Origin of the sequence: Paenibacillus cellulosilyticus, assembly GCF_003182255.1 — a bacterium.
In the GTDB taxonomy this organism is placed as follows: Bacteria; Bacillota; Bacilli; order Paenibacillales; family Paenibacillaceae; genus Paenibacillus_T; species Paenibacillus_T cellulosilyticus.
In genome coordinates this window covers 86,237-107,820 of sequence record NZ_QGTQ01000004.1, presented here as the reverse complement: position 1 = coordinate 107,820, position 21,584 = coordinate 86,237, and the positions used below count along the sequence as shown (strand labels likewise).

The following is a 21,584-nucleotide window of genomic DNA, read 5'->3' as shown; positions in this document are numbered from 1 at the left end:
GCTTTTTGGTATGCAGCATAATAATGAATCACTTTACCTCCCAAGTCTCTCCTCCGTCGTTCGTCACATAATGAAACGTCTTCTGATCGTTCTCCTTTACGAATTCTATATCCAATGTTCCATTCATCAAGTCACCTTCTTGGAATTCAGGCGGATTCACATTACCGTAGTTATAGTCATTGGGGATTGGAATCGGCTGTGCAGCCCACGTTTTGCCGCCGTCAGTTGTACGATAAAGAGGGACAAGCTGCTGTCCATGCTGGGCAGCGGTGATCCAACCGGTTAGCTCATCACGAAAGGTCACCCCGGTAACGTAACCGTCGATGATGGTGCTTACATCTTGTATGTAGCTCCATATGTATCCATTGTCCGATGACATGTATAACCGTTTATTCATTTGCCCCATTGCAGGATCGGAGGTAAGCAGAATCCAGTCAGGGTTTCCGCTCTGTTCGGAATGAAGGGAGGTAAACACATTCGGCTCGTTCAGTTGTTTCTCCCAGTCTTCCTGGATAGGCAGCATTGAAGAGCTTTCATTGGAGGTGGGCTTATCTTCGTGATGCAGCGCCCTTATGCAGCCAGTCTCAGCTTGTTGATAGATAAGCCAAAAGTCGGTCTGACTGTCTCCGATAGATGCAGAATATAGCAGCTTGGCATCTGCAGGCACTGTAGTGGCTGCCCATTTCAAAAGGAGCTCCGTTTCGGTTGGCGCGGCTTCTGTCGTCGGATCCGAAGTTTTAATGACCAGCGCACTACTTGTATCATGACTACTGCAGCCCGGCAGCAGAACCGAGACTGCAAGCAATAAGGACAACATCATTTTCTTCATTGGGGTCAACTCCTGTATGGATATGGAAGATGGTCTTATCAATAGACGTCAATGTCGAATTAATTGTTTCGCAACCTCCAATGAGTCGCTGCTTTAACGTAATACTGCCCAAAAGCGTTGGTACGTTAGTGCGTTATTTATGCTTTGCATTGGGGCGGATATGTGAGACAATAAAGGATATATTGAAATTTTAACAATTGTTGATGAGGTGAATGGAGTCATGCAGCCAAAAAGCAATATCGTCCATCTTCCCGTTTACCAACCGGGCAAACCAGTAGAAGACGTCAAACGGGAGCTTGGCCTCTCTGAAGTCATTAAGCTTGCTTCTAACGAGAACCCGTTCGGATGCTCCGAGCGTGCGAAGGAAGCAGTTATTTATGAAATTTCGAACAATGCAAGCATCTATCCAGACGGCGCAAGCGTTGAACTGACGAAGAAGCTCGCAGACCAGCTTGGCGTTAGCACGGACAGCATTATTTTCGGCTGCGGATCGGATGAAGTTATCCTGATGCTCACGCGTGCTTACCTCGTTCCTGGCGACGAGACGATTATGGCAGATCAAACATTCAGCGTGTACAAGCACAATGCTGAAGTTGAGAATGCTCGTGTTATCGAAGTGCCATTGACGGACGGCAAACATGACCTGCCTGCGATGCTGTCCCATGTAACGGACCGCACGAAGCTCATCTGGGTGTGCAACCCGAACAATCCAACAGGTACGATCGTAACGAAGGATGAAGTCGATGCGTTCATGAAGCAAGTACCTAGCCATGTACTTGTTGTATTGGACGAGGCTTATGTAGAGTATGTAACAGACGAAGCGTTCCCTAACGGCATCGAGCTGTTGTCGCAATACAAGAATCTGATCGTACTTCGCACATTTTCCAAAATCTTCGGCCTTGCGTCACTTCGCATCGGTTATGGCGTTGGACATCCAGACGTTGTTCGCTCGATCAACCAAGTGCGCGAGCCGTTCAATACGTCGCGTGTTGCACAAGCGGCTGCAAGCGCAGCGCTTGATGATGCAGCGTTCCTTAACGAATGCCGTGACCGCAATACGGAAGGCTTGAACTACCTGCGTGAGCAATTCGAGCGTCTTGGTCTGCATTACTTTGACGCACATGGCAACTTCATTATGTTCGATACGAAGCTTCCGTCTGGAGATGTGTTCAACGCTCTGCTTCGCAAAGGCATCATTTCCCGTTCAGGCTGGGGCAAATACCCGACTTACATTCGGATTACAGTCGGCAGCCGCGAGCAGAACGAGAAGTTCATTGCGGCGCTGGAACAAGTACTGCAAGAAGCGGCGGTGCTTGGATAGCATATGGTTAAAATCGCGATATTCGGCGTGGGACTGATGGGCGGCTCGCTGGCACTTTGCTTCAAAGGCAAGCCAGATCTGTATGTAGTCGGACATTCGACTCGCCAATCATCCGTGCAGAAGTATATCGAGCGAGGCGTCGTGGATCATGCCACGACGTCTCTGCGCGAAGCGGCTGAAGACGCCGACTTTATCTTTCTTTGCGTGCCAGTTGGCAGCCTGGAATCGTATATGAAGCAGCTGTCTGAGATCAAGCTGAAGCCAGGCTGTATCATTTCAGACGTAGGCAGCACGAAGGCGTCCGTTAACGCTTGTGCAAGATCCCTTGATCTTGGTGAAGCGATCTTCATTGGCGGTCATCCAATGGCTGGTTCGGAGCGTTCCGGTGTAGAAGCAGCATCTCTCTATTTATACGAGAACGCCTTCTATGTACTAACGCCGAACAGCTCGACACCTCCCGAGGCGGTCGAGAGGCTGAAGGAACTTCTCATTTATACGAAAGCGAACATTGTGATCGTCGATGCAGAAGAGCATGACGATATCGTTGGCGCGATCAGCCATCTGCCACATATGATTGCGGTAGCGCTAACGAACCAGGTCCGTCGTTACAACGAGACCAATGCTCTCTATTCGCAGCTAGCGGCAGGCGGCTTCCGTGACATTACGCGCATCGCCTCCAGCGATCCTGCGGTATGGCGCGATATTCTTGTCAACAATCGCGATGTGCTGCTTCGTTTAATCGACGATTGGAATACAGGCATCGAAGAGTTCGCTCGTATGCTGAAGGCTGGCGATCTTGAAGGCATTGGAGAAGCTTTCCGAACGTCTGGTGAATTCCGCAATAGTCTGCCAGAGCGCCGTAAGGGTGTCATTCATGCAATCTACGAATGTTATGTTGACGTTCCAGATACACCGGGCGTTATTGGTCGGATTGCAACAGAGCTGGGTAATCGTCACATTAACTTGAGCAACATGCAGATTATTGAGAGTCGAGAGGATGTTCCAGGTATTCTGCGTCTCTCGTTCCGTAAGCAGGATGATCTCGATCAAGCGGTTATTGCGCTTGGCGAGTTGCAATATTCGGTGCACTTCTAAATGGAATGGGACTGTCCAATCCTCTTCGAGGATGATTCTGGGCAGTCTCTTTATTTTTAATGAAAAAAGTGTTTGAGCAGCCTATGGATGGGGGTAAGAAATAATGGCAAAAAAAAAACCACCTCGATAGGAGGTGGTCCGCACAAAGTGCGAAGTATTTGGATAGGAGTGGAGAGAAACCATACTGTACTTTTATTATATGTATACGTTTTCATTTTGTCAAGCGATTATAATGAAAGCCTTTCCAAACTTCTGAAGAAAAGTTAATGATCTGCTTGTTTCGTCGGGGGCAACTGGGAATTGTTTCTTTGTCAAATATTTATCCACCATGGATCAAGGTTGTGATACAATACAGGAGCATTTGGCAGGGAAAGGGTTTGCAAAATCTGTATGCCATCTATGTCGAAAGAGGCAGGAATTTAGACGCATAAGTTGAACTTATTTAATAACGATTTTGTCGTTCTTCATATTTATTTTAGAAGTACAGAAACTTTTTGCTTTCGATTCGGTACAATAGTTAGGCCGAACCGAGAAGACTCCGCAGGTGGGGAGGTTCGCCAGTCGTGACCGACACCCAATTGATACGAGAAATTAAAGACGGCAATGTCCAAATGTATGCGGAATTGATGCGGCGATACCAGCGTAAGATCCTCGCCTTTATTTATCATATGCTCAAGAGCGCTAGGCTCGAGCTTATGGCGGAGGATTTATGCTCGGAGACGTTCTATAAAGCCTATAGAAGCCTACATTCCTTCCGTGAATTGGATGCATCTTTCTCGACGTGGTTATATACAATCGCTCGCAACACCGTGCTCAGCGAGCTGCGTAAGCAGAAGGCAGGCAATGTGCCGCTGGAAGAATCGAATGTCATTCCATTGGCCCCGCCGGATGTCGTGCCGGAATTACGCTTGCTGCAGAACGAACGCATGTCCATGGTACGCGAGGCAATTAACAATTTGCCAGAAAAACAACGATCCGCGCTCATCCTTCGTGAATATGAACAGCTTGATTATCAGGAGATTGCCAGCATTTTGGGGCAGACCGTCAGTTCTGTAAAATCGCTGCTGTTCCGCGCACGGGCAAGTGTGAAGACACAGCTCGAGCCATATTTTGACGAGTCGATTGTTGCGGTGGAGTCATATGAAGGGATGAGAACGCGATGAGATGCGACGAATGTCAAGAGAAACTCGGTCTGTATTGGGATCTCCCCGAACAGGACGATGAAAGAACGGCTATAGACCGTCATCTCTTGGATTGTCCGGCATGCGCGGAACAACTACGCTTGTGGGAAGAGAGCGATCTGATTATTCGGTCGCTGTCTGAGGATTTCGAACAAGAGTTGGATGATGATTCCTATCGAATGAATCGATCCGTTATGGACCGCATTTATGCGGATATGGAACATCTTCGGCCAGTTCATGAGCGGTCCTATCGCTTCACAGCGTCGTTCCGCTTCCGAAGCACCGCCCTCATCGCGTGCTGCTTGGCGATTTTTGTCAGCGGACTGCTATTCGCTATTTTCGGAGACTGGGGTTCGTCCGCTCAGAATATGGAGCCGATGACGGGATTGCTCGAAACGGCGAGTGCTGGCGATGACGGCTCTGTACTAGGCGGCGAGTTTTATGCCCAAGTACCTGTAGCGAGTATTAGTGATCCGTTCGTACTAAAAGTCGTACCGACAGTACCGCAATATTGGATTGTGTTCTCCTTATTCGGCGTTATCGCAACACTGCTGCTTTCGAATTGGTTTGCTCGTACACGGAAATAATGCTGATGTTGGATGCGGCAGTACCTTTGGGTTGGAGTTGATAGAAGCGTGATAATAGGTCTTGTTAGACATGGTCAGACCGATTGGAATGCAGTTGGACGCATTCAAGGACAGACCGATATTGCTTTGAACGAAGAAGGAATTCGTCAAGCGAAAGCATTGGGTAGACGAATCGCATCCGAGGATCGCAAGTGGGATGCGGTAATATCAAGTGATTTGATTCGTGCGAATGAGACGGCACGAATTATTGCAGAAGCCATCGATGTACCGCTGCTGCCAGGTGACCAGCGGCTGCGGGAACGGTATTTTGGCGATATGGAAGGCACTACCCGCTCGGAGCGAGAGGAACGCTGGGGCAGCGAGTGGCCGGTTGAACATGTTAACGGGATTGAACCGATGGAAGCGGTTCGTGAACGGGCTCATGCATTTGTTGAACAATGGAGACATGAGAAGCCTGATATGTCGCTGCTTGTTGTATCGCATGGAGGATTGATTGCGGCATTACTGCCGGTCCTATGCGAATCACTTGAAGATAATCATATCGGCAATCTCTCGTATTCGATTCTCGAATGGAACAACGAAGGTTGGACACCGCTGCTTTATAATTGCACCGCGCACGTTGAAGTATAATGAAAGAAGACCGTTTGGCCTTATGGCTGAGCGGTCTTTTTTGCGTATAGCATAGTCGATCATTTGATAAAAATTGAAAAAGGTTTTCACATTTTGCCGATCGATGTTTTAAATAATGATGTTCTTCCCATAATGGTAATACATTCAACGTAAGCGGAGAGACTTTGAACTCCATTGTCCTGATGTGGTAGCAGAGTGACTTTGAACTCTGTTCAAAGGTCCTGATGTGAGGAGGGAACACGATGAATTTGGCCGATATGCTTGGTTACGCCGATATTGGACAGCTTAGTCGGATTGCGGTTGAATATCAATGCGAATGCAACGGAAATTCCAAAAACGAATTGATTCAGACGATTCTCTCCGCCGTTAGCCGAAGGGAAATTTTCGAGGAGCAGGTTGGTCGTTTAGGATTAGAAGATTTGAGGTTTCTAAACTCCTTGCTGTTTGACACGAGAACATCGTTTAGCATGGAGGATCTAACAGCACGGATTCAGCAGAGCAAATTTGGAGAGGATCTGACGAAGCCTGCTAGTTCAACCGCTGAAGGGCAGCCAACTGAGTCCAAGGGGACAAGCAAAGCGAAAAGTTCGCAGGCAACGAAGAAACGTTCCAAAGCTTCGAACCCCGTCAAAGAGGTAACACCACGAGATATTATTTTGAAGTTCAAGCATCAGGGGTGGCTCTTTAATGGATTGGCGGGTCCGAATCGGTATATGTTTCATGTACCAGCCGATTTGAAAACAAGATTAAGAGACACGCTGGAACGCAAGATGTCCATTCTGGTGGAAGCAGCCGAAGAGCCGAACGCATATCGAGATGAACAAGGGCTGCTGAGCGAAGATTTGTACCATATGCTGCAGTATGTACAGCGTTACGAGGTGCCGACATCAACAGATGGGTCCATGTATAAGCGCAACCTGCAGCAGCTTATCGAGCATATGGGTGTACGTGAATCACTTCCTCAGAAAGGGGAATGGCGGTTCGGGTATGGACGCAAGTTTCATGTTTATCCGAATCGATTAGCACTGCTGTACGACTACGCGACAGACAGCAAGCTGCTCGTCGAAGCGACGGAGCGTTTAACGCTCACGCAAGCTGGAGAAGACAAATTGTCGGAAGAGCAGCTGGACGAAACGGCTAAGCTATATCGTTATTGGCTCAGACTGTACAAAAATCCGATTCCGAATTTGCTCGCATTAGTGAATTGGATCGACCGGTTAGCTAGAAACTGGGTTACTGCAGAGTCGCTCCAGCGTACGCTGCTTCCCTATGTGAAGCCGTACTATTATGATACTTCGGAATCGGTATTCGCTCAGCGAATCGTCGCGATGATGCTACATCTTGGATTGGTTCGTATCGGAGAGCATGAACGGTACGGGACGGTAATCCGGATGACGAAGCTTGGCAGTGCTGTTATTGGGAATGCCTTTAAGGAAGAAGCTGTACGTTCCAATCGTTGACATTCCAATACAACTAATAGACTAGCAGAACATTGTCAGACGAAAGAGAAGCAGCGGTAGTGTGGATTATGCATAAAGGAATTATGCCGATCCGGCAATAGTGTGTATGTGGCGGAAATGATGTAAGTAGTATCGGTTTGCCATCCTCCAAGTGCCCATGCTTCCTAATAGGCAGAGGCACATTAATTGGAATGGGGGGCCTTCGCACGGAGCGGAGTTGAACGCGGTGAATATGATTTAGTAGGAGCCGGTTCAATCGTAACCGAGAATAAAAAAGATTCCACCCTATACTCTTTCTCTCGGATCACCCGCCAAAGTCGTCAGATAATGGACCAAAGACGATTTGCAGCGCATGAGAAAGACGATGGAAAGCTACGTGGTGAAAGGAAAAGAATATAGGATCTCTTAACCCCGGTTGGAGGTGTATCCTATGGACAAAATGAAAGCAACGTATGAAACAATGCTAGGTTTGGCGGCAGAGATGGTATTGGACGACGCGGTTCTGAAATTTCGTACCGAACGGATTTATCGCGATATCGACCTAGCGCTTGCTAGTGGCGATGAGGATACGTTCCATCGACTTGCAGAACAATTGAACGCAATTCGTCTTTCTCATTAACCGGCTGCGATTTGAAAAACTTCGAATAGCCTGATGTCCGTCATGGCACGGTGCAGGCTATTTTTGTGCGGAATGGGTTGGCAAACGAAGGAAGGCGCGTTACGATGGGAGGATGACAGCACATAAGGAAGGAAAGGGAGATTCGATGAAATTCAGTGAAATTGAAAGCGCCAAGTGGGAAGAGCTACAACCATATCTAGATACGTGTTTGCTGCCAGTAACAGGGATGACAGGTTTGGAGTCGCCTGCTGAGGCAACGCGTGCACTCGAAGATTTGAGAGACATAATGGACGGTATTGAGATTCCGTTCAAAGGAAGAGTCGTTACATATCCAGCATGCCACTATACAGGTGAGGAAGAGGGCCACTCGATCGTTGAGCAGTTGTGCGCTTCGCTCAAACGGACAGGCTTCCGCTATATAATAGTAGTAAGTGTTCGCTTGACAAATCTCGCACCACCATCGGCAGATCTCGTGTTTGCACCTGCTCCAACGGGAGAAGTTCCCTCTGCTGTGCAAATTGGACAGGAAATACGTTCCATGTGGACGCCTGCGACCCATGTATAACCAGTTTGATGCATAATATATTCCTAATATGGGGAAAACAATGTCGACGTCATGAGTTAGGGGAATAGGTTCCCGTGTAATTGTGACAATTTCATAACAAAAATGAAACGCTATTTGCATCGGTCAAAATAACGTCTTCCATATTCTTGACGCTCCCATACACCTAGGATATTATAGAAAATGTCTTAGTTCGTCCACAGTTTTGTCACTTTGGACAAGACGGGAGATATGGTTGGCAAAGGGGGTAGAACAGAAGATGAGCAACCACGAAGGTCAAAAACCGGTGCGCAAAGAGATGTCCCGGCGTCAATTTTTGTCGTATACACTCGGTGGAACAACCGCTTTCATGGCTGGCGGCGTCGCGCTTCCAATGATTCGATTCGCTGTTGATCCGCTCTTGCAGAAGAAAGAAGAGAGCGCGTTCATTAAAGTGGTGGAAGAAGCGAAAATTACGAACGATCCGGTGGAATACAAATTCAAAATCCATCAAGTCGACGGCTGGTACGAGAGTGAAGCGGAGCTCGTCGCATGGGTTTCGAAGGACGCGAACGGAAACATTTTTGCATTATCGCCTGTGTGCAAACACTTGGGATGTACCATTGGCTGGAATACGGAGAACAGCGATCAATACGTTTGTCCGTGCCACGGTGCGCACTATACCAGAGATGGTAAGAACCTAAGCGTTGCGCCAAATCCGCTTGACGAGTACGAAGTGAAGCTGGATGGCGGCTTTGTTTATCTCGGTCCAATTAAGCCGAATACGCGTGTATAAAGGAGGCGCAAAGTCAGATGTTTAAAGCTGTATACAACTGGATTGACGAACGTCTTGATGTAGCGCCGTTGTGGAGGGACGTAGCGGATCATGAAGTGCCTGAGCACGTTAACCCTGCGCACCACTTCTCCGCATTCGTGTACTGCTTCGGCGGCTTGACGTTTTTCATCACGGTTATCCAAATTCTGTCCGGTATGTTCTTGACGATGTACTTTGTACCGGATATTAACAATGCTTATGCCAGTGTCGATTACTTGCAGCACAAGGTAGCATTCGGCGGTATCGTTCGCGGTATGCACCACTGGGGCGCTAGTCTTGTAATCGTTATGATGTTCTTACATACCCTTCGTGTCTTCTTCACCGGTTCTTACAAAGCACCGCGCGAAATGAACTGGGTTGTCGGGATGCTTATCTTCTTCGTTATGCTTGGTCTCGGTTTCACGGGCTACTTGCTGCCGTGGGATAACAAAGCTTACTACGCTACGAAGGTCGGTATGCAAATTGCCGAATCCGTTCCGTACATCGGTGTTTATTTGAAAGAACTGATGCAGGGCGGTACGATCGTAGGTGCGCAGACGCTGACGCGCTTCTTCGCGATTCACGTCTTCTTCCTGCCAGGCGCGTTGCTCGCCCTGCTTGCAGGCCACTTCTTCATGATTCGTAAACAAGGCATTTCGGGACCGCTATAAGCGAAGGGAGGTTATTACGATGGCGCATGGTCATAAATCTGATGAGAAGATCGTCTACGTCGGAGACTCCCGCATACGCAAGCGGACAAACAAAAACAGCGTACCGCCCGACTACACCGCTTTCCCAGGCAAATCGGAAGTGTTCATTCCTAACTTCCTGCTCAAGGAATGGCTGGTCGGCTGCGTCGTTCTTGTTGGTTTCCTCGTACTGACGATCGCTGAGGCTCCGCCACTCGGTTATCCGGCGGATCCAACGAATACTGCTTTCATTCCGATGCCGGACTGGTACTTCCTGTTCCTGTATCAATATTTGAAATATCCTTATGCTTCTGGTGATTATGTCGTACTGGGCGCAGTTCTTGTTCCAGGTATTGCGTTCGGCGCATTGCTGCTTGCTCCATTCCTGGATACAGGCAAAGAACGCCGCTTCTATCGTCGTCCAGTAGCTTCGGCTTTGATGATATTGTCGCTATTCTCGCTCGTGTACTTGACGAAAGTATCTTGGGATCACTACCAGCACGAGCTGGAGATCACAGGTACAGTTCCAGAGCATATCGAGCGTGAAGAGAAAGCGCGTGAAGCTGCTGAGAAGGGTGAATCGTACAGCGCAGTTAAGAAGGAAGAGACAGTTGCACTCGTTGATGCAGATGATCCAGCAATGGAAATCGCAAAAGCGAACTGCATCGCCTGCCACGCTGCTGACCTGAATGGTAACTCCAAAATGAAGGTGCCTTCGCTGCATGGTATCGGCGATGTTCTTTCGAAAGAAGAACTCGTTAATACAGTAACGAATGGTAACGGCAACATGCCATCCTTCAAAGATAAGCTCACGGCTGAAGAGATCGATCAGATTACGTCTTGGCTCGCGAAGCAAAAGAAAGCTCAATAATGATGTACAACAGAACCTGACCGTCATTTATAGCGGTCAGGTTTTTTCACAATTATATAAGAAATTCGAAAACGTGCGGACGAGCTTCTTGTGCGTCCAGCTGAGAGGAGTATGTGAGTTGTCACTTCGTTTATTTTGGAGCCGTGAATTTCTGACGTCTCGCACTATGCTATGGACGTTGCTCATTGTCAATTTCCTTGGCACCATTTACGGATACATTTGGTATGGCGAGCAGATCGAATGGACAGCAGCAAATAAGCCTTTGTGGATGCTTCCTTTCGTTCCGGACAGCCCGACAGCAAGCTTATTTTTCACGCTGTCACTTATATATTTGCTTGTTCAAGCGAAGCCGAAAACAGCCGCCGGCCGAATCATTCGTTATATTATTGAAGCATTAGGCGTTGCGACATCGGTCAAATACGGGATTTGGGCGGTAGCGATGATAATTGCTGGTGCTTCGGAAGGTGTTTCAATGGAATGGCAGGACTGGATGCTTATCGTCTCTCATTTAGGCATGGCAGTGGAAGGCTTATTATATTTGCGCTTTATGTCTGTTCGATCAGCGGCTGTAGGTGTAGCTGCAGCTTGGCTGCTGCTTAATGACATGGTCGACTATCGATTCGATGTATTCCCATGGCTGCCGAAGCCGCTGTATGATCATCTGCCGATTGTGTGCATTTGTACATTTGGACTCACATTGTTTAGCTGGATCGTGACGAACGCTGCAATTGTGCTTAGGGATAATAACCGGAGAGCTTATTGACCGTATAAGAATAACGGATAGCTAGTCTATCTTGGACAGTCTCTTCATAAGCTAGAATGAATGCGGTAGCTGGGGAAGCACTCGCAACTGCAATAGCTGTGGAGGGATGTCACGTGAGGAAAAGATGGTTGGTCGCTTGTATGCTATGCATTGTGCTGACAGCTCTGCTTATTGGTGCAGCGGCGACAGCGGCCCCAACAGAGCTTACGGCATCATCAAATTCAAAAAGCACGAGTTGGCAGCGAGTGCAGCGCTCGGCAGATGCCATCTACGAGGCTGCTACGGAAGGAAATCGACAAACCGCTTATTTTGCGGGACAACAGCTATCCAGCCAGTTGCAGGAGCTGTTAACAGCAGATAGCAGTAATACCGTCAATCAATGGCGGGGGATCTACCAGGAATCGAAGCTTATGCTTGGAAACATCGAGCAGGGCAAATCGGCTGTATTATGGAGGCCGCAGGCCATACGAATTAAGCTTGCAGTTGATGCTGCAGGTGCTGCAGCGGTTGGTGTTCCTTCCAACGCGATGTGGCTGCAGTACGATCCTATCATTAAAGAAGATATTGCACGTATCAAACAGGCAATCAATATGCGAAATGCTCAAGCTTATGCATCTGCTGGTGCAATGCTGCACACTTTACAGGAGCATGTGGATCGTATTGCTATTGCAGCGACAATCGCGAATAAGACAGCGGAAATGAACGCCTTGCAGAATAGCGTTACCTATATGTCGCGGCTGCTTGAAGCGGGAGAGCGCGGATCAATTGCAACTCAGCTGTCACAGCAAGTGCTTGCACCGGTTGAAGCAGCATCGGCTGCATTATTCGGCAGTAACCATGAGCGTGAACAGCCTGTCATTGCACCGATCGGCGGCGGTGTACCTCATCGATGGATATTCGGAATTTCCTCCCTTATATCAAGCCTGCTGGCCTATGTGTCATGGCGTAAATATAAACATTCACCTTATGCAATTCTCAAAAAGGGCGATGCGAGCAATCAGCAGCCATTGTATTTGAAACGGAAGATCAAGTGAATAACGATGATAATGTCACTTCATCCTCTAACTAAATATCAAAGGGGCTGTCCCAAAAGTCATTAGACTTTGGGATAGCCCTTTGTGTTTCAATGAACTGCAAAGGCAGCTGCGCAGAGCGAATGTTCTTACGATCGCTGTTGTCACCGGATTGCTCTGAATGGGTAAGATCGTGACAGGGTAGCAATCCGTTGACAAAGGCGACCGCTGACGCTTCTTCAGAATCATTCGTCTGCTCCGCTGCTGGCAGTATTTTATTTTAGACAAACAAAAGAAACTGCCTTTTGGTAAAATGGAAGTACCACCAACTATACTAAAGGAGCTGTTTCTGTTGTACATCCAATATACCATGGACCAACTCCTGCCAATGATCTCGAAGAGGACATTCCCTCGAATCACCTCGTTCGTATCGTCCATGCTGCCGTAAATCGGCTGGACGACAAGATCTTCGCCAGTGCTTACATGTGCGGCCGGGCAAAAGCTCTTGTATCGCTATGAAAGCAAAAAGAAGACAGAAAGTGGATATGAAATCAGAAGGCGTCATTGCCGAAGTGAAAATTGTGCAGGGTGTCCGCTTAAAGCGAATTGCATGAAAGCTCAGGGAAATCGGGAAATTAGCGTTAGCTTCCGATACATGCATTACAAAGTACAGGCACGGGAAAAGCTTCGGAGCGAGGAAGGCTACGCATTATCAGTAAGGTGAATGATCGAAACAGAGAGTGTGTTTGGGCAAATAAAGAATAATCGGGGATCCGGCGGTTTCTGCTTCGAGGCTTATAAAAAAAGTAAGCCTTGAGATCGGGTGGCTTTCGCTTGCCTATAATTTGCTTAAAAAGGTGGCAGCCGATAGAAAAATAGAGAAGGCGGTTCAGGGGTGACCCTCTGAACCGCCTTCTCTTACGTTTTTTCAATAAGTTGAGCTAGCTCCTCAGTGAGCTGACCTATTTTTGAAACAGCCTCTTTGAAACGGACAACAATCTTAATCTTTCCCGCACAACGAGTAAGCTTTGCCCCACAGGGCACGCGATTCCCAGCACGCAGCACCTAAATAACGCCTCTGTCCATATTACGTTTATCCTTCCGGGGTCCAGGGGTTGGGAAACCCCTGGGGTCCTCCCTTGCAGGGAGGATTTAGGTGGGTAGAAATCCTTAGGCGGGTAGAAATTTTTAAAATTTTTATTCTAATCCAAGTATAAGATAGGGGGTATATAGGGGCGCAGCCCTTAATCCTCCTTAAAACCTTCCCCCAGCACATCATGAACATCGTTGATGACGATGAACGCTCGTGGATCTATCGACTTAACTATTTCGCGGAGTGTCCGCACTTCCTGCCGATTCACAACACAGTACACGATATATTTGTGTGAGCGGGAGTAGGCTCCGATTGCAGGGATAAGCGTCACGCCACGGTCCATTTTCTCCGTTACCCGCGCAGCGATTTCGTCACCGGCATTCGTAATGATGGAAACGGCCTTGGCAGCATAGGCACCTTCCTGAATGAAATCAATCATGCGTGAGGCGATGAAGACGGTAACAAGTGTGTATAACACCTTTTCCTTCGGGATGTACAGTAATGCAAGTCCGATGATGACAATGTCGAGCGTGAGAATGACTTGTCCCATGCTCCAGCCCTTTGATTTGCCGATGATGCGAGCGATGATGTCGACCCCGCCAGTCGTACCGCCAAATCGGAACGTGATGCCAAGTCCAAGCCCGAGCGTAACACCCGCGTATAAAGCCGCAAGGATATAGTCCTGTGACGATTGAAAAGGAACAATCCAGCCGTGAGCAATAGCACGTTCGATTAACGCTAGAAAGACGGATAAGCTCACTGTACCGAATATCGTATAGGCCATTTGGCTTTTGCCCAGCATTTTGAGTCCGAGCAGAAATAATGGAATGTTCAGTACCAGCGTTGAGATGGAGAGAGGGACGCCCAGCGCATAATTTAAGAGGACACCGATACCGGTGACACCGCCCTCCATGAGCTGATTAGGGATGACGAAATAATGGAGCCCGAACGCATAAATGGCGGTACCGGCCATAATAGGTACGAGTGATTTGGCCTGATGCCATAGTTTGCTTAACATGTGCTGCCTCCTTGTAGATCGACCAATAATGAAGATCACGGAAAGTGTGTCATCCGTGCATGAAGCTTCTAATTAGTATGCTGCTTTTACCGAAGTTTGAAAACCATTGTTTTCAATGCCGCTTTAGGCTAACATATAAAATAATCCGCCAGTGGCGATTAAAGAGAGGAATGCATATGGCCGATAAATCATTATCTGACATCCAGCGCGAAGTGGATGCCTACATATCGCAATTCAAGGAAGGCTACTTTAGTCCACTTGCCCTTATGGCGAGAATGACGGAGGAAGTAGGCGAGCTGGCACGCGAAATTAATCATCATTATGGCGAGAAGCCGAAGAAACCAGACGAAGCCGACAATTCGGTTGAGATGGAGCTTGGTGACTGCTTATTTATTCTGTGCTGCTTTGCGAATTCGCTCGGGATCGATCTGACACAAGCCCATGATGCTGTCATGAACAAATTCAATACGCGTGACGCCAATCGGTGGACGCGTAAGGATAGCTAAACAGGCGCCGTAACGCCGATACATTCCTTAACATATGCTGTACCACAACCGGTGTACAAGGGGGGTGGGCATATGGAAGGGGACGATTGCCTCAAGCAGGCGTACGGATGTATTTTGCAGAACGATTTCGAAGGTGCCATCCTATGGTTTGAACGGGCGATTGCCGCCGACCCGAACAATGCTTCATATTATTATAGGTGCTCAATATCATATGGCAGAAGCGGCAAATGGGAGCGTGCGCTTCACTACGCGGTAAAAGCTGTAGAGCTGGAACCTAATCAAAAAGCGCATACGTACCAACTTCATACGGTGCAAGCTAAACTTCTGGTGCTGTCCGGCAAGCAAGAGCTTGGCAAGCAGCCGCCAGATGCGTCAGTTGCAGCTGCAGCACTTCAGGAAGCAGTGGAGCTCGATCCACTCAGCTTCGAAGCTTATTATTGGCTGGCTGAAGCGTATGTTAAGCTGAACCGGCTTGACGACGCGGTGCGATACGCATTAGAAGCAATCCGACTGAATCCGGCAGACGAAGATGCTAGAGCATTGTTCGCTGAGATTAGCCGGAAGAGACGGGCGATGCGCTATCGTCAGCAGCGAAGACAAAGAAGAAGGAACAGGTGAATAGAATGACAACGAAACCCATTCATGTAGCAGTTGCTGGAGCAAGCGGACGCATGGGCCGCGAAGTCGTAAAAATGGTGTTGGATGAAGCGGATTTCGTACTCGCCGCGGCGTCTGCCCGATCAACAGGTCCGGTCGACGCCGGCACATTTGTAGGCAAGTCAGCATGTGGTGTAACGTTCAGCTCAACGCTGGAGGAAGCGCTTGACAGCGGTCCAATTGACGTGCTAGTAGACTTTACCGTGCCGCACGCGGTATATGAGAACGCCAAAGCAGCAATTTCCCGCGGCATTCGCCCCGTTCTTGGTGCAACAGGCTTATCGCCTGAGCAGATCGAAGAGCTGGACAAGCTGTGCAAGGAAAAGGGCATTGGCGGATTAATCGCGCCGAACTTCTCGATTGGTGCGATTCTGATGATGCAGTTCGCTGCACAGGCGTCCAAATATTTTCCGCATCTCGAAATTATTGAGTATCACGGCGATCAGAAGCTGGATGCACCTTCCGGTACTTCGATCAAGACGGCTGAGCTAATCTCAAAGGTACGCGAAGAGATTCGTCAAGGCAATCCGAACGAGGAAGAAATTATTGATGGCGCTCGTGGTGGATATTATAACGGTTTCCGAGTACATAGTGTAAGGCTGCCGGGCGTGTTCGCTCAGCAAGAAGTTATCTTTGGCGCATTTGGCCAATCGCTGAAGATTCGTCACGATTCGTACGACCGCGCAGGCTATATGCCGGGTGTTGCAGTTGCGGTTCGCAAGGTTATGGGCTATGAAGGTATGATTTACGGCTTCGAACATCTAATGGATTAACAAACAGTCGGAGAGGGGAACGACAGCTATGTTACATATCGCATTTATCGCACACGATCGCAAGAAAGAAGAAATGGTGAACTTCGTTACCGCTTATGAGCATGTATTTAAAAATTTCCAGCTGTATTCGACGGGAACGACCGGTCTGCGCATTATGGAGAATACATCGCTGCAAATTCATCGGTTCATGTCAGGTCCGCTTGGCGGCGACCAACAGATCGGCGCGCTTGTCGCAGAGAACACGATGGACTTTATCATCTTCTTGCGCGATCCGCTTATGGCACAGCCGCACGAGCCGGATATCATTGCTTTGCTTCGTCTATGCGACGTACAAGGCATCCCAGTTGCAACGAATATTGCGACTGCAGAGCTGCTTGTAAAAGCGTTGGAGCGCGGAGATTTTGCTTGGCGTGAGCTTGTGCACAAATACAAGCCAGAGTCGTTGCAGCCAGAGTAAGGAAAGAAGGTACCGAAGTGGACAAGCTCGATATTCTAATATTCGGGGCGCATCCTGATGACGCAGAGATCGGTATGTCGGGTACAATCGTCAAGCATATTCAAGCCGGTTATCGCGTTGGCATGTGTGATCTGACAGAAGCAGAGATGTCATCCAACGGAACGGTGGAGCTGCGGCGGCAGGAGGCTGCTGCAGCTTCTGAGGCGCTTGGACTGACCGTGCGAACGAATCTAGGTCTACCTGATCGAGGTCTCGGAGCAGATGGCCATGTTGAAGCGATTACGGCTGAGATTCGCAAATGGCGTCCACGTATTGTGTTTGCACCTTACTGGAACGATCGCCATCCCGATCATAATAAATGCAGTGCGCTCGTTGAAGAAGCAGTATTCAATGCGAAGCTTCGCCGTTATATGCCGCATCTTGAGGCGGTGACGGTCGAGCAGCTAATCTTTTATTACATAAACGATGTTGAAGATGTACGGCTTGCAGTGAATGTTTCCGATGTCTATGACAGCAAGCTTGCTTCGCTTCGCGCATATCGTTCACAGTTTGAGGCTGTTGGACAGGGCGAGGATAGAGTCGCTACACCACTCACAAGTGGGTATGTCGATCGTGTTGAAGCACGGGATCGTCTGCTTGGACAAGCGCGCGGATGGTCGTACGCAGAAGGGTTCACGACGAAGAAACCGCATACAGTGGAACGGTTCTAAGGGCTTGTGTCGAATGAGGCCTCCCCGTATGACATAGGATATTTAACATGAATAAGGCTACAACAATTTGCAATCCGAGGAGTTGCGAACCGTGACGAGGAAATTAAAAATCGGCATCACGTGTTACCCGTCGCTAGGCGGCTCAGGTGTCGTGGCGACCGAGCTCGGAAAACTGCTGGCGGAAAAAGGACATGAGATCCATTTTATAACACACAGCGTACCGTTTCGGCTTGGCAAATTTCATAAAAATATTTTCTATCATGAAGTTGAAGTTAACGATTATTACGTATTCCGTTATCCCCCATATGATCTTGCACTTGCAAGCAAAATGGCACAGGTGGTGCAAATGCAGGAGCTTGATCTGCTGCACGTACACTACGCTGTACCGCATGCGATCTGTGCATATCTTGCGAAGCAAATGGTTGGCAATCAGCTGAAGACCGTGACAACGCTGCATGGTACGGATATAACGGTCCTTGCGCAGGATGAGTCGTTGAAGGATCTGATTCGCCTGGCGATTAACAGCAGTGATAGCGTAACAGCGGTTTCGGCAGACTTGATCAAGGAAACGCGCGAACTGCTCGATATTACGAGAGAGATCGATCTGACCTATAATTTTGTGGACAAACGTGTTTATTATCCGCGTGAATGCCAATCGCTCAAAGCGGATTATGCGCCAAATGGCGAGAAGCTGCTTATGCATATATCGAACTTCCGTCCGGTGAAACGGATCAGCGACGTGATTGACGTATTTGCTCGTGTGGCGAAAGCGATGCCTGCGAAGCTGCTGCTGGTCGGTGAGGGACCAGAGCTGACGAAGGCGCAATGTCAGATTAATAAGCTTGGTTTGGAGAATAGGGTTCATTTCCTTGGCAAGCAGGATGATGTCGCCCAAATTATTTCGATTGCCGATCTGATGCTGCTTCCTTCGGAGAAGGAGAGCTTCGGCCTCGTCGCGCTTGAAGCGATGGCTTGTGGCGTGCCTACGATCGGTTCGATCGCTGGCGGCATTCCAGAGCTGGTGACGCACGGACAAACGGGTTTCCTGTCGCCGATTGGCGATACAGAATCGATGGCGACGAACGCGATCAAGCTGCTCTCTGATCCAGACATGTTCCGCCAATTCCGAGAGGCTTGCATTCAGCGGGCACGCCTCGAGTTCTGCAACGATTTGATTACGGCGCACTATGAACAGATTTACTATCGGACGCTTGGTATAGAAGCGGACATTCCGATGCCGGTCTGCTCGGAATAGGAGCAAGCAATGATGGAACTGTACCGAAACGCGGAGATGGAACAGGCGCTGCCGGTGCTGGAGACACTTCGTCAGAACGGGTATGAGGCTGTATTCGTCGGCGGATGCGTTCGAGATGTGGTTGTTGGCAGGCCGTTGACCGATATCGACATTGCCACTTCGGCTCTGCCGGAGACAGTAATGGAGATCTTCGAGCGTACAGTGCCTACAGGACTTGCACATGGCACCGTTACCGTACTTCTTAATAAACGAAGCTATGAAGTAACTACATATCGGAGCGAGGCGGCGTATGATGATCATCGCCGTCCTTCTGGTGTATCCTTTATCCCTGATCTCGAAGGCGATTTGCTTCGACGTGATTTCACGATGAACGCGATGGCGATTCGGAGCGATGGGTCGTTAGTAGACTTGTATGGGGGAATGGATGACATCCGTGAGGGCGTTATTCGCTGCGTAGGCGTAGCTGATGAACGCTTCCGTGAGGATGCGCTGCGCATGGTGCGAGCGATTCGTTTCGCTTCAACGTTCGGCTACTCCATTGCAGTGAGTGCATGGCGAGCGATCCGGCGCAATCGGGATTTATTGCAGCATGTAGCGATGGAGCGGATTAGCACCGAGCTGGACAAAATGATCGGCGGCGCTGGCCCGCACCGCGCCGCCTCCTGGCTTGCGGCAAGCGGGCTGCTGCCGCGCACCAAAGAGCCGCTGCCGCCTAGCTTCGCTCAGGCGGCTGGCGGCAGCGGCCTTCGCCCTGCGCTGCGCGTAGCGCAGGGCGAAGGCCGGGATTGCGGCGTTCCGCCGCTCACGGCAGCGCTGACGCGGCTGCCGGACAAGGACGACCGCTGGGCGGCCGTCTTCCTGGCGCTCCGGCTGTCGCCGGACGACGCCGAGGAGACGCTTTCGCGCCTGCGCTTCCCGATTCGCCGCACAGCGGCGATCCGGTCGGTCGTCCTTATGCACGAGGCGGCGGCTCCGCTAGCCGCCTCAGCGTCCGCGATGCCATCTACAGCATCGCAGCAGCAGGCTGCATCGCAGCAGCAGTCTACCGCACTTGAATCAGGGCAGCAGCAGTCTACCACTCTTGAGTCAGGGCAGAAGCAGTCTACCGCTCTTGAATCAGAGCAGAAGCAGTCTCCTGCGCTCTGTGCATCGCAGTCGCTCACAACTACGCACCGCGCCCGCTGGGTCGACGCGGTCCTCCGCCTCGGCACAGAAGCAGCCGAGGCATGGCTGCGCATTGCACGCGTCTACCAAGACGCGCACGGCGAGCTTGGCGGCATGCCGCTCTCACTCGGCACTATCGTGTGGCTGGCTCACGAGCTGGCCGCTATGCCTTGTACAACCATACGCCAACTGTCGGTAAACGGCGGCGAGCTCGGGACAAGCCTTGGCTTGAAACCAGGACCGCGTACAGGCGAGCTGTTGAACGCGCTGCTGCGAGCTGCTGCATTAAGGGAAGTGCCAAACGAGCGTGAAGCACTGCTTGCGCTTGCGCAATCTATGGAAGAGGAACGGATGAACAATGGCGAACACCATTCTTGAGCTGCTCGATCAGGAGCAAGGACAATATGTGTCGGGTGAAGCAATTAGCCGAACGCTTAATGTCAGCAGGACTGCGGTCTGGAAGCAAATCCGCAAGCTGGAAGAGCAGGGCTATGTCATCGAGGCATCGCGCAAGCTTGGATACCGGCTCCTATTCAAACCAGAGCCGCTATCGCTAGAGAAGCTGGACGGATTGCTTAAGACACAACGGTTCGCACGTGAGGTGCGGCTGCTGAATGAAGTGGATTCCACGCAAAACGAAGCGCAGCGATGGGCAGAAGCGGGCGCGCCGGAAGGTGCACTTGTCATTGCCGAACAGCAGATGAGCGGCCGCGGCCGGATGGGACGTTCATGGGTATCGCCTTATACGAAAGGCATCTGGATGAGCCTCGTTCTGCGGCCAAGCACCCCGATCCATTTTGCCCCGCAGCTGACGCTTCTTACGGCTGTTGCGTTGTGCCGCAGCCTGCGCAAGTCGACTGAGCTCGAGATCGGCATCAAGTGGCCGAACGACCTGCTTATCGACGGCCGCAAAATTAGCGGCATTCTGCTCGAATCCTCGGCAGAGGACGAGCGCATTAAATATATCGTTGCTGGAACGGGCATCAGTGTGAACTTGGATCCGTCAGACTATCCAGAGGAGCTTCTTGCACGTGCTACATCGCTGTCCATCCAAGCTGGCCGTAAATTCTCACGTGAGGTTGTTATCGCTGACTTTATGCTTGAATGGGAGCAGCTGTATGACTTGTACCTGAAGGAAGGCTTTGGTCCGATTGGTACGCTGTGGGAAGCGCTATCGGTGTCACTGCATACGCCGGTTACGATTCAGACGCCGCAAGGAGAACTAGCTGGCCGCGCAATCGGGCTTCATGACACAGGTGCGATAAAGCTCGAACTAGACAGCGGTGAGGTAAGACTCGTATTCTCAGGCGAGATGGGTCAACCGAAGCAGCAATAAATGATTCAATGAGAAAACCTTTATCGATGCTTTCGGGGATGTTCGACCTACAGCTTTGCTTAGCAAAGCAGCTTCGTAAGCGTGAGGTAGGTTTTATCGCCAATAAGAATTTGTTCTTTTCCTGTGAACTCGGAAACTTATTTAAATTGTTATGTGGAGTATTAGGATGGCCTAAATCTTGCAGCCTAAATTTACGCCATCC

The 21,584-nt window shown here is 49.7% G+C and carries 23 protein-coding genes and 2 pseudogenes; 23 read left to right on the top strand and 2 right to left on the bottom strand.

Annotated features, from left to right (window positions below):
* Window positions 1-28: 28 nt before the first annotated feature.
* Window positions 29-829: a WD40/YVTN/BNR-like repeat-containing protein gene (locus DFQ01_RS08010; RefSeq protein ID WP_110043378.1), complete on the bottom strand. Its 801-nt coding sequence runs from the start codon at window positions 827-829 to the stop codon at window positions 29-31.
* A gap of 220 nt (window positions 830-1,049) precedes the next feature.
* Between DFQ01_RS08010 and hisC the strand changes: the two genes are divergently transcribed.
* From hisC to DFQ01_RS32110, 15 genes and pseudogenes are all read left to right on the top strand, one after another.
* Window positions 1,050-2,150 carry a histidinol-phosphate transaminase gene (gene hisC / locus DFQ01_RS08005; RefSeq protein WP_110043377.1) on the top strand — a complete coding sequence of 367 codons (1,101 nt, stop codon included), beginning with the start codon at window positions 1,050-1,052 and terminating at the stop codon, window positions 2,148-2,150.
* Window positions 2,151-2,153: 3 nt separating this feature from the next.
* The gene (locus DFQ01_RS08000; RefSeq protein ID WP_110043376.1) at window positions 2,154-3,245 is read left to right on the top strand and encodes a prephenate dehydrogenase; all 1,092 of its coding nucleotides are present in this window, start codon (window positions 2,154-2,156) and stop codon (window positions 3,243-3,245) included.
* Window positions 3,246-3,808: 563 nt separating this feature from the next.
* Window positions 3,809-4,408 carry an RNA polymerase sigma factor gene (locus DFQ01_RS07995; protein ID WP_110043375.1) on the top strand — a complete coding sequence of 200 codons (600 nt, stop codon included), beginning with the start codon at window positions 3,809-3,811 and terminating at the stop codon, window positions 4,406-4,408.
* Entirely contained in the window at window positions 4,405-5,013 is a 609-nt protein-coding gene (locus DFQ01_RS07990; RefSeq protein ID WP_110043374.1) for an anti-sigma factor family protein, read from the top strand. The genes DFQ01_RS07995 and DFQ01_RS07990 overlap by 4 nt, the downstream gene beginning before the upstream one ends.
* 48 nt (window positions 5,014-5,061) lie before the next feature.
* Window positions 5,062-5,643: a histidine phosphatase family protein gene (locus DFQ01_RS07985; protein ID WP_110043373.1), complete on the top strand. Its 582-nt coding sequence runs from the start codon at window positions 5,062-5,064 to the stop codon at window positions 5,641-5,643.
* A 242-nt stretch (window positions 5,644-5,885) separates the two neighbouring features.
* Window positions 5,886-7,103: a hypothetical protein gene (locus tag DFQ01_RS07980; protein ID WP_110043372.1), complete on the top strand. Its 1,218-nt coding sequence runs from the start codon at window positions 5,886-5,888 to the stop codon at window positions 7,101-7,103.
* 167 nt (window positions 7,104-7,270) lie between these two features.
* A pseudogene (locus DFQ01_RS31535) lies at window positions 7,271-7,512 on the top strand (gamma carbonic anhydrase family protein); the annotation flags it as partial.
* 21 nt (window positions 7,513-7,533) lie between these two features.
* A complete protein-coding gene (locus DFQ01_RS07970; protein WP_110043371.1) occupies window positions 7,534-7,722 on the top strand; it encodes an IDEAL domain-containing protein in 189 nt (62 codons plus the stop codon).
* Window positions 7,723-7,867: 145 nt separating this feature from the next.
* Window positions 7,868-8,287: a DUF2487 family protein gene (locus tag DFQ01_RS07965; protein WP_110043572.1), complete on the top strand. Its 420-nt coding sequence runs from the start codon at window positions 7,868-7,870 to the stop codon at window positions 8,285-8,287.
* A 256-nt stretch (window positions 8,288-8,543) separates the two neighbouring features.
* Window positions 8,544-9,059, top strand: coding sequence for a Rieske (2Fe-2S) protein (locus tag DFQ01_RS07960; RefSeq protein ID WP_110043370.1), 516 nt, complete (start codon window positions 8,544-8,546; stop codon window positions 9,057-9,059).
* Window positions 9,060-9,076: 17 nt separating this feature from the next.
* Window positions 9,077-9,748 (top strand): menaquinol-cytochrome c reductase cytochrome b subunit, encoded by a 672-nt coding sequence (qcrB, locus tag DFQ01_RS07955; protein ID WP_110043369.1) that lies wholly within the window; start codon window positions 9,077-9,079, stop codon window positions 9,746-9,748.
* 19 nt (window positions 9,749-9,767) lie between these two features.
* Window positions 9,768-10,637, top strand: coding sequence for a menaquinol-cytochrome c reductase cytochrome b/c subunit (locus DFQ01_RS07950; protein WP_110043368.1), 870 nt, complete (start codon window positions 9,768-9,770; stop codon window positions 10,635-10,637).
* Between the two features lie 118 nt (window positions 10,638-10,755).
* Window positions 10,756-11,400 (top strand): DUF1405 domain-containing protein, encoded by a 645-nt coding sequence (locus DFQ01_RS07945; protein ID WP_110043367.1) that lies wholly within the window; start codon window positions 10,756-10,758, stop codon window positions 11,398-11,400.
* 113 nt (window positions 11,401-11,513) lie between these two features.
* Window positions 11,514-12,434 (top strand): sporulation protein YpjB, encoded by a 921-nt coding sequence (locus DFQ01_RS07940; RefSeq protein WP_174812650.1) that lies wholly within the window; start codon window positions 11,514-11,516, stop codon window positions 12,432-12,434.
* Between the two features lie 460 nt (window positions 12,435-12,894).
* Window positions 12,895-13,312 (top strand): annotated as a pseudogene (locus DFQ01_RS32110) (transposase); the annotation flags it as partial.
* A 345-nt stretch (window positions 13,313-13,657) separates the two neighbouring features.
* Here the strand turns inward: DFQ01_RS32110 and DFQ01_RS07930 are convergent.
* The gene (locus DFQ01_RS07930) at window positions 13,658-14,524 is read right to left on the bottom strand and encodes a YitT family protein (protein WP_110043365.1); all 867 of its coding nucleotides are present in this window, start codon (window positions 14,522-14,524) and stop codon (window positions 13,658-13,660) included.
* Between the two features lie 176 nt (window positions 14,525-14,700).
* On the opposite strand from DFQ01_RS07930, the gene DFQ01_RS07925 reads away from it, so the two are divergent.
* The 8 genes from DFQ01_RS07925 to DFQ01_RS07890 all read left to right on the top strand — a co-directional run bounded on the left by DFQ01_RS07925 (window position 14,701) and on the right by DFQ01_RS07890 (window position 21,382).
* Window positions 14,701-15,030 (top strand): nucleotide pyrophosphohydrolase, encoded by a 330-nt coding sequence (locus tag DFQ01_RS07925; protein WP_110043364.1) that lies wholly within the window; start codon window positions 14,701-14,703, stop codon window positions 15,028-15,030.
* A 72-nt stretch (window positions 15,031-15,102) separates the two neighbouring features.
* Window positions 15,103-15,648, top strand: a complete 546-nt coding sequence (locus tag DFQ01_RS07920; RefSeq protein ID WP_110043363.1) for a tetratricopeptide repeat protein — start codon at window positions 15,103-15,105, stop codon at window positions 15,646-15,648.
* Window positions 15,649-15,653: 5 nt separating this feature from the next.
* Window positions 15,654-16,460, top strand: coding sequence for a 4-hydroxy-tetrahydrodipicolinate reductase (gene dapB / locus DFQ01_RS07915; RefSeq protein ID WP_110043362.1), 807 nt, complete (start codon window positions 15,654-15,656; stop codon window positions 16,458-16,460).
* 28 nt (window positions 16,461-16,488) lie between these two features.
* Window positions 16,489-16,917 (top strand): methylglyoxal synthase, encoded by a 429-nt coding sequence (gene mgsA, locus DFQ01_RS07910; RefSeq protein ID WP_110043361.1) that lies wholly within the window; start codon window positions 16,489-16,491, stop codon window positions 16,915-16,917.
* 17 nt (window positions 16,918-16,934) lie between these two features.
* A complete protein-coding gene (gene bshB1, locus DFQ01_RS07905) occupies window positions 16,935-17,627 on the top strand; it encodes a bacillithiol biosynthesis deacetylase BshB1 (protein WP_110043360.1) in 693 nt (230 codons plus the stop codon).
* Window positions 17,628-17,718: 91 nt separating this feature from the next.
* Complete coding sequence (bshA, locus tag DFQ01_RS07900; protein ID WP_110043359.1) at window positions 17,719-18,882, top strand: N-acetyl-alpha-D-glucosaminyl L-malate synthase BshA; 1,164 nt, start codon at window positions 17,719-17,721, stop codon at window positions 18,880-18,882.
* 9 nt (window positions 18,883-18,891) lie between these two features.
* Window positions 18,892-20,424, top strand: coding sequence for a CCA tRNA nucleotidyltransferase (locus DFQ01_RS07895; protein WP_110043358.1), 1,533 nt, complete (start codon window positions 18,892-18,894; stop codon window positions 20,422-20,424).
* Complete coding sequence (locus DFQ01_RS07890; protein WP_110043357.1) at window positions 20,405-21,382, top strand: biotin--[acetyl-CoA-carboxylase] ligase; 978 nt, start codon at window positions 20,405-20,407, stop codon at window positions 21,380-21,382. The genes DFQ01_RS07895 and DFQ01_RS07890 overlap by 20 nt, the downstream gene beginning before the upstream one ends.
* Window positions 21,383-21,584 lie beyond the last annotated feature (202 nt).

What these genes read in the sequence shown, in the direction of transcription:
- DFQ01_RS08010 (WP_110043378.1), bottom strand. Translation starts at nt 829, where the DNA reads ATGAAGAAAATGATGTTGTCCTTATTGCTTGCAGTCTCGGTTCTGCTG.
- hisC (WP_110043377.1), top strand. Translation starts at nt 1,050, where the DNA reads ATGCAGCCAAAAAGCAATATCGTCCATCTTCCCGTTTACCAACCGGGC.
- DFQ01_RS08000 (WP_110043376.1), top strand. Translation starts at nt 2,154, where the DNA reads ATGGTTAAAATCGCGATATTCGGCGTGGGACTGATGGGCGGCTCGCTG.
- DFQ01_RS07990 (WP_110043374.1), top strand. Translation starts at nt 4,405, where the DNA reads ATGAGATGCGACGAATGTCAAGAGAAACTCGGTCTGTATTGGGATCTC.
- DFQ01_RS07980 (WP_110043372.1), top strand. Translation starts at nt 5,886, where the DNA reads ATGAATTTGGCCGATATGCTTGGTTACGCCGATATTGGACAGCTTAGT.
- DFQ01_RS07970 (WP_110043371.1), top strand. Translation starts at nt 7,534, where the DNA reads ATGGACAAAATGAAAGCAACGTATGAAACAATGCTAGGTTTGGCGGCA.
- DFQ01_RS07965 (WP_110043572.1), top strand. Translation starts at nt 7,868, where the DNA reads ATGAAATTCAGTGAAATTGAAAGCGCCAAGTGGGAAGAGCTACAACCA.
- DFQ01_RS07960 (WP_110043370.1), top strand. Translation starts at nt 8,544, where the DNA reads ATGAGCAACCACGAAGGTCAAAAACCGGTGCGCAAAGAGATGTCCCGG.
- qcrB (WP_110043369.1), top strand. Translation starts at nt 9,077, where the DNA reads ATGTTTAAAGCTGTATACAACTGGATTGACGAACGTCTTGATGTAGCG.
- DFQ01_RS07950 (WP_110043368.1), top strand. Translation starts at nt 9,768, where the DNA reads ATGGCGCATGGTCATAAATCTGATGAGAAGATCGTCTACGTCGGAGAC.
- DFQ01_RS07930 (WP_110043365.1), bottom strand. Translation starts at nt 14,524, where the DNA reads ATGTTAAGCAAACTATGGCATCAGGCCAAATCACTCGTACCTATTATG.
- DFQ01_RS07925 (WP_110043364.1), top strand. Translation starts at nt 14,701, where the DNA reads ATGGCCGATAAATCATTATCTGACATCCAGCGCGAAGTGGATGCCTAC.
- DFQ01_RS07920 (WP_110043363.1), top strand. Translation starts at nt 15,103, where the DNA reads ATGGAAGGGGACGATTGCCTCAAGCAGGCGTACGGATGTATTTTGCAG.
- dapB (WP_110043362.1), top strand. Translation starts at nt 15,654, where the DNA reads ATGACAACGAAACCCATTCATGTAGCAGTTGCTGGAGCAAGCGGACGC.
- mgsA (WP_110043361.1), top strand. Translation starts at nt 16,489, where the DNA reads ATGTTACATATCGCATTTATCGCACACGATCGCAAGAAAGAAGAAATG.
- DFQ01_RS07895 (WP_110043358.1), top strand. Translation starts at nt 18,892, where the DNA reads ATGATGGAACTGTACCGAAACGCGGAGATGGAACAGGCGCTGCCGGTG.
- DFQ01_RS07890 (WP_110043357.1), top strand. Translation starts at nt 20,405, where the DNA reads ATGGCGAACACCATTCTTGAGCTGCTCGATCAGGAGCAAGGACAATAT.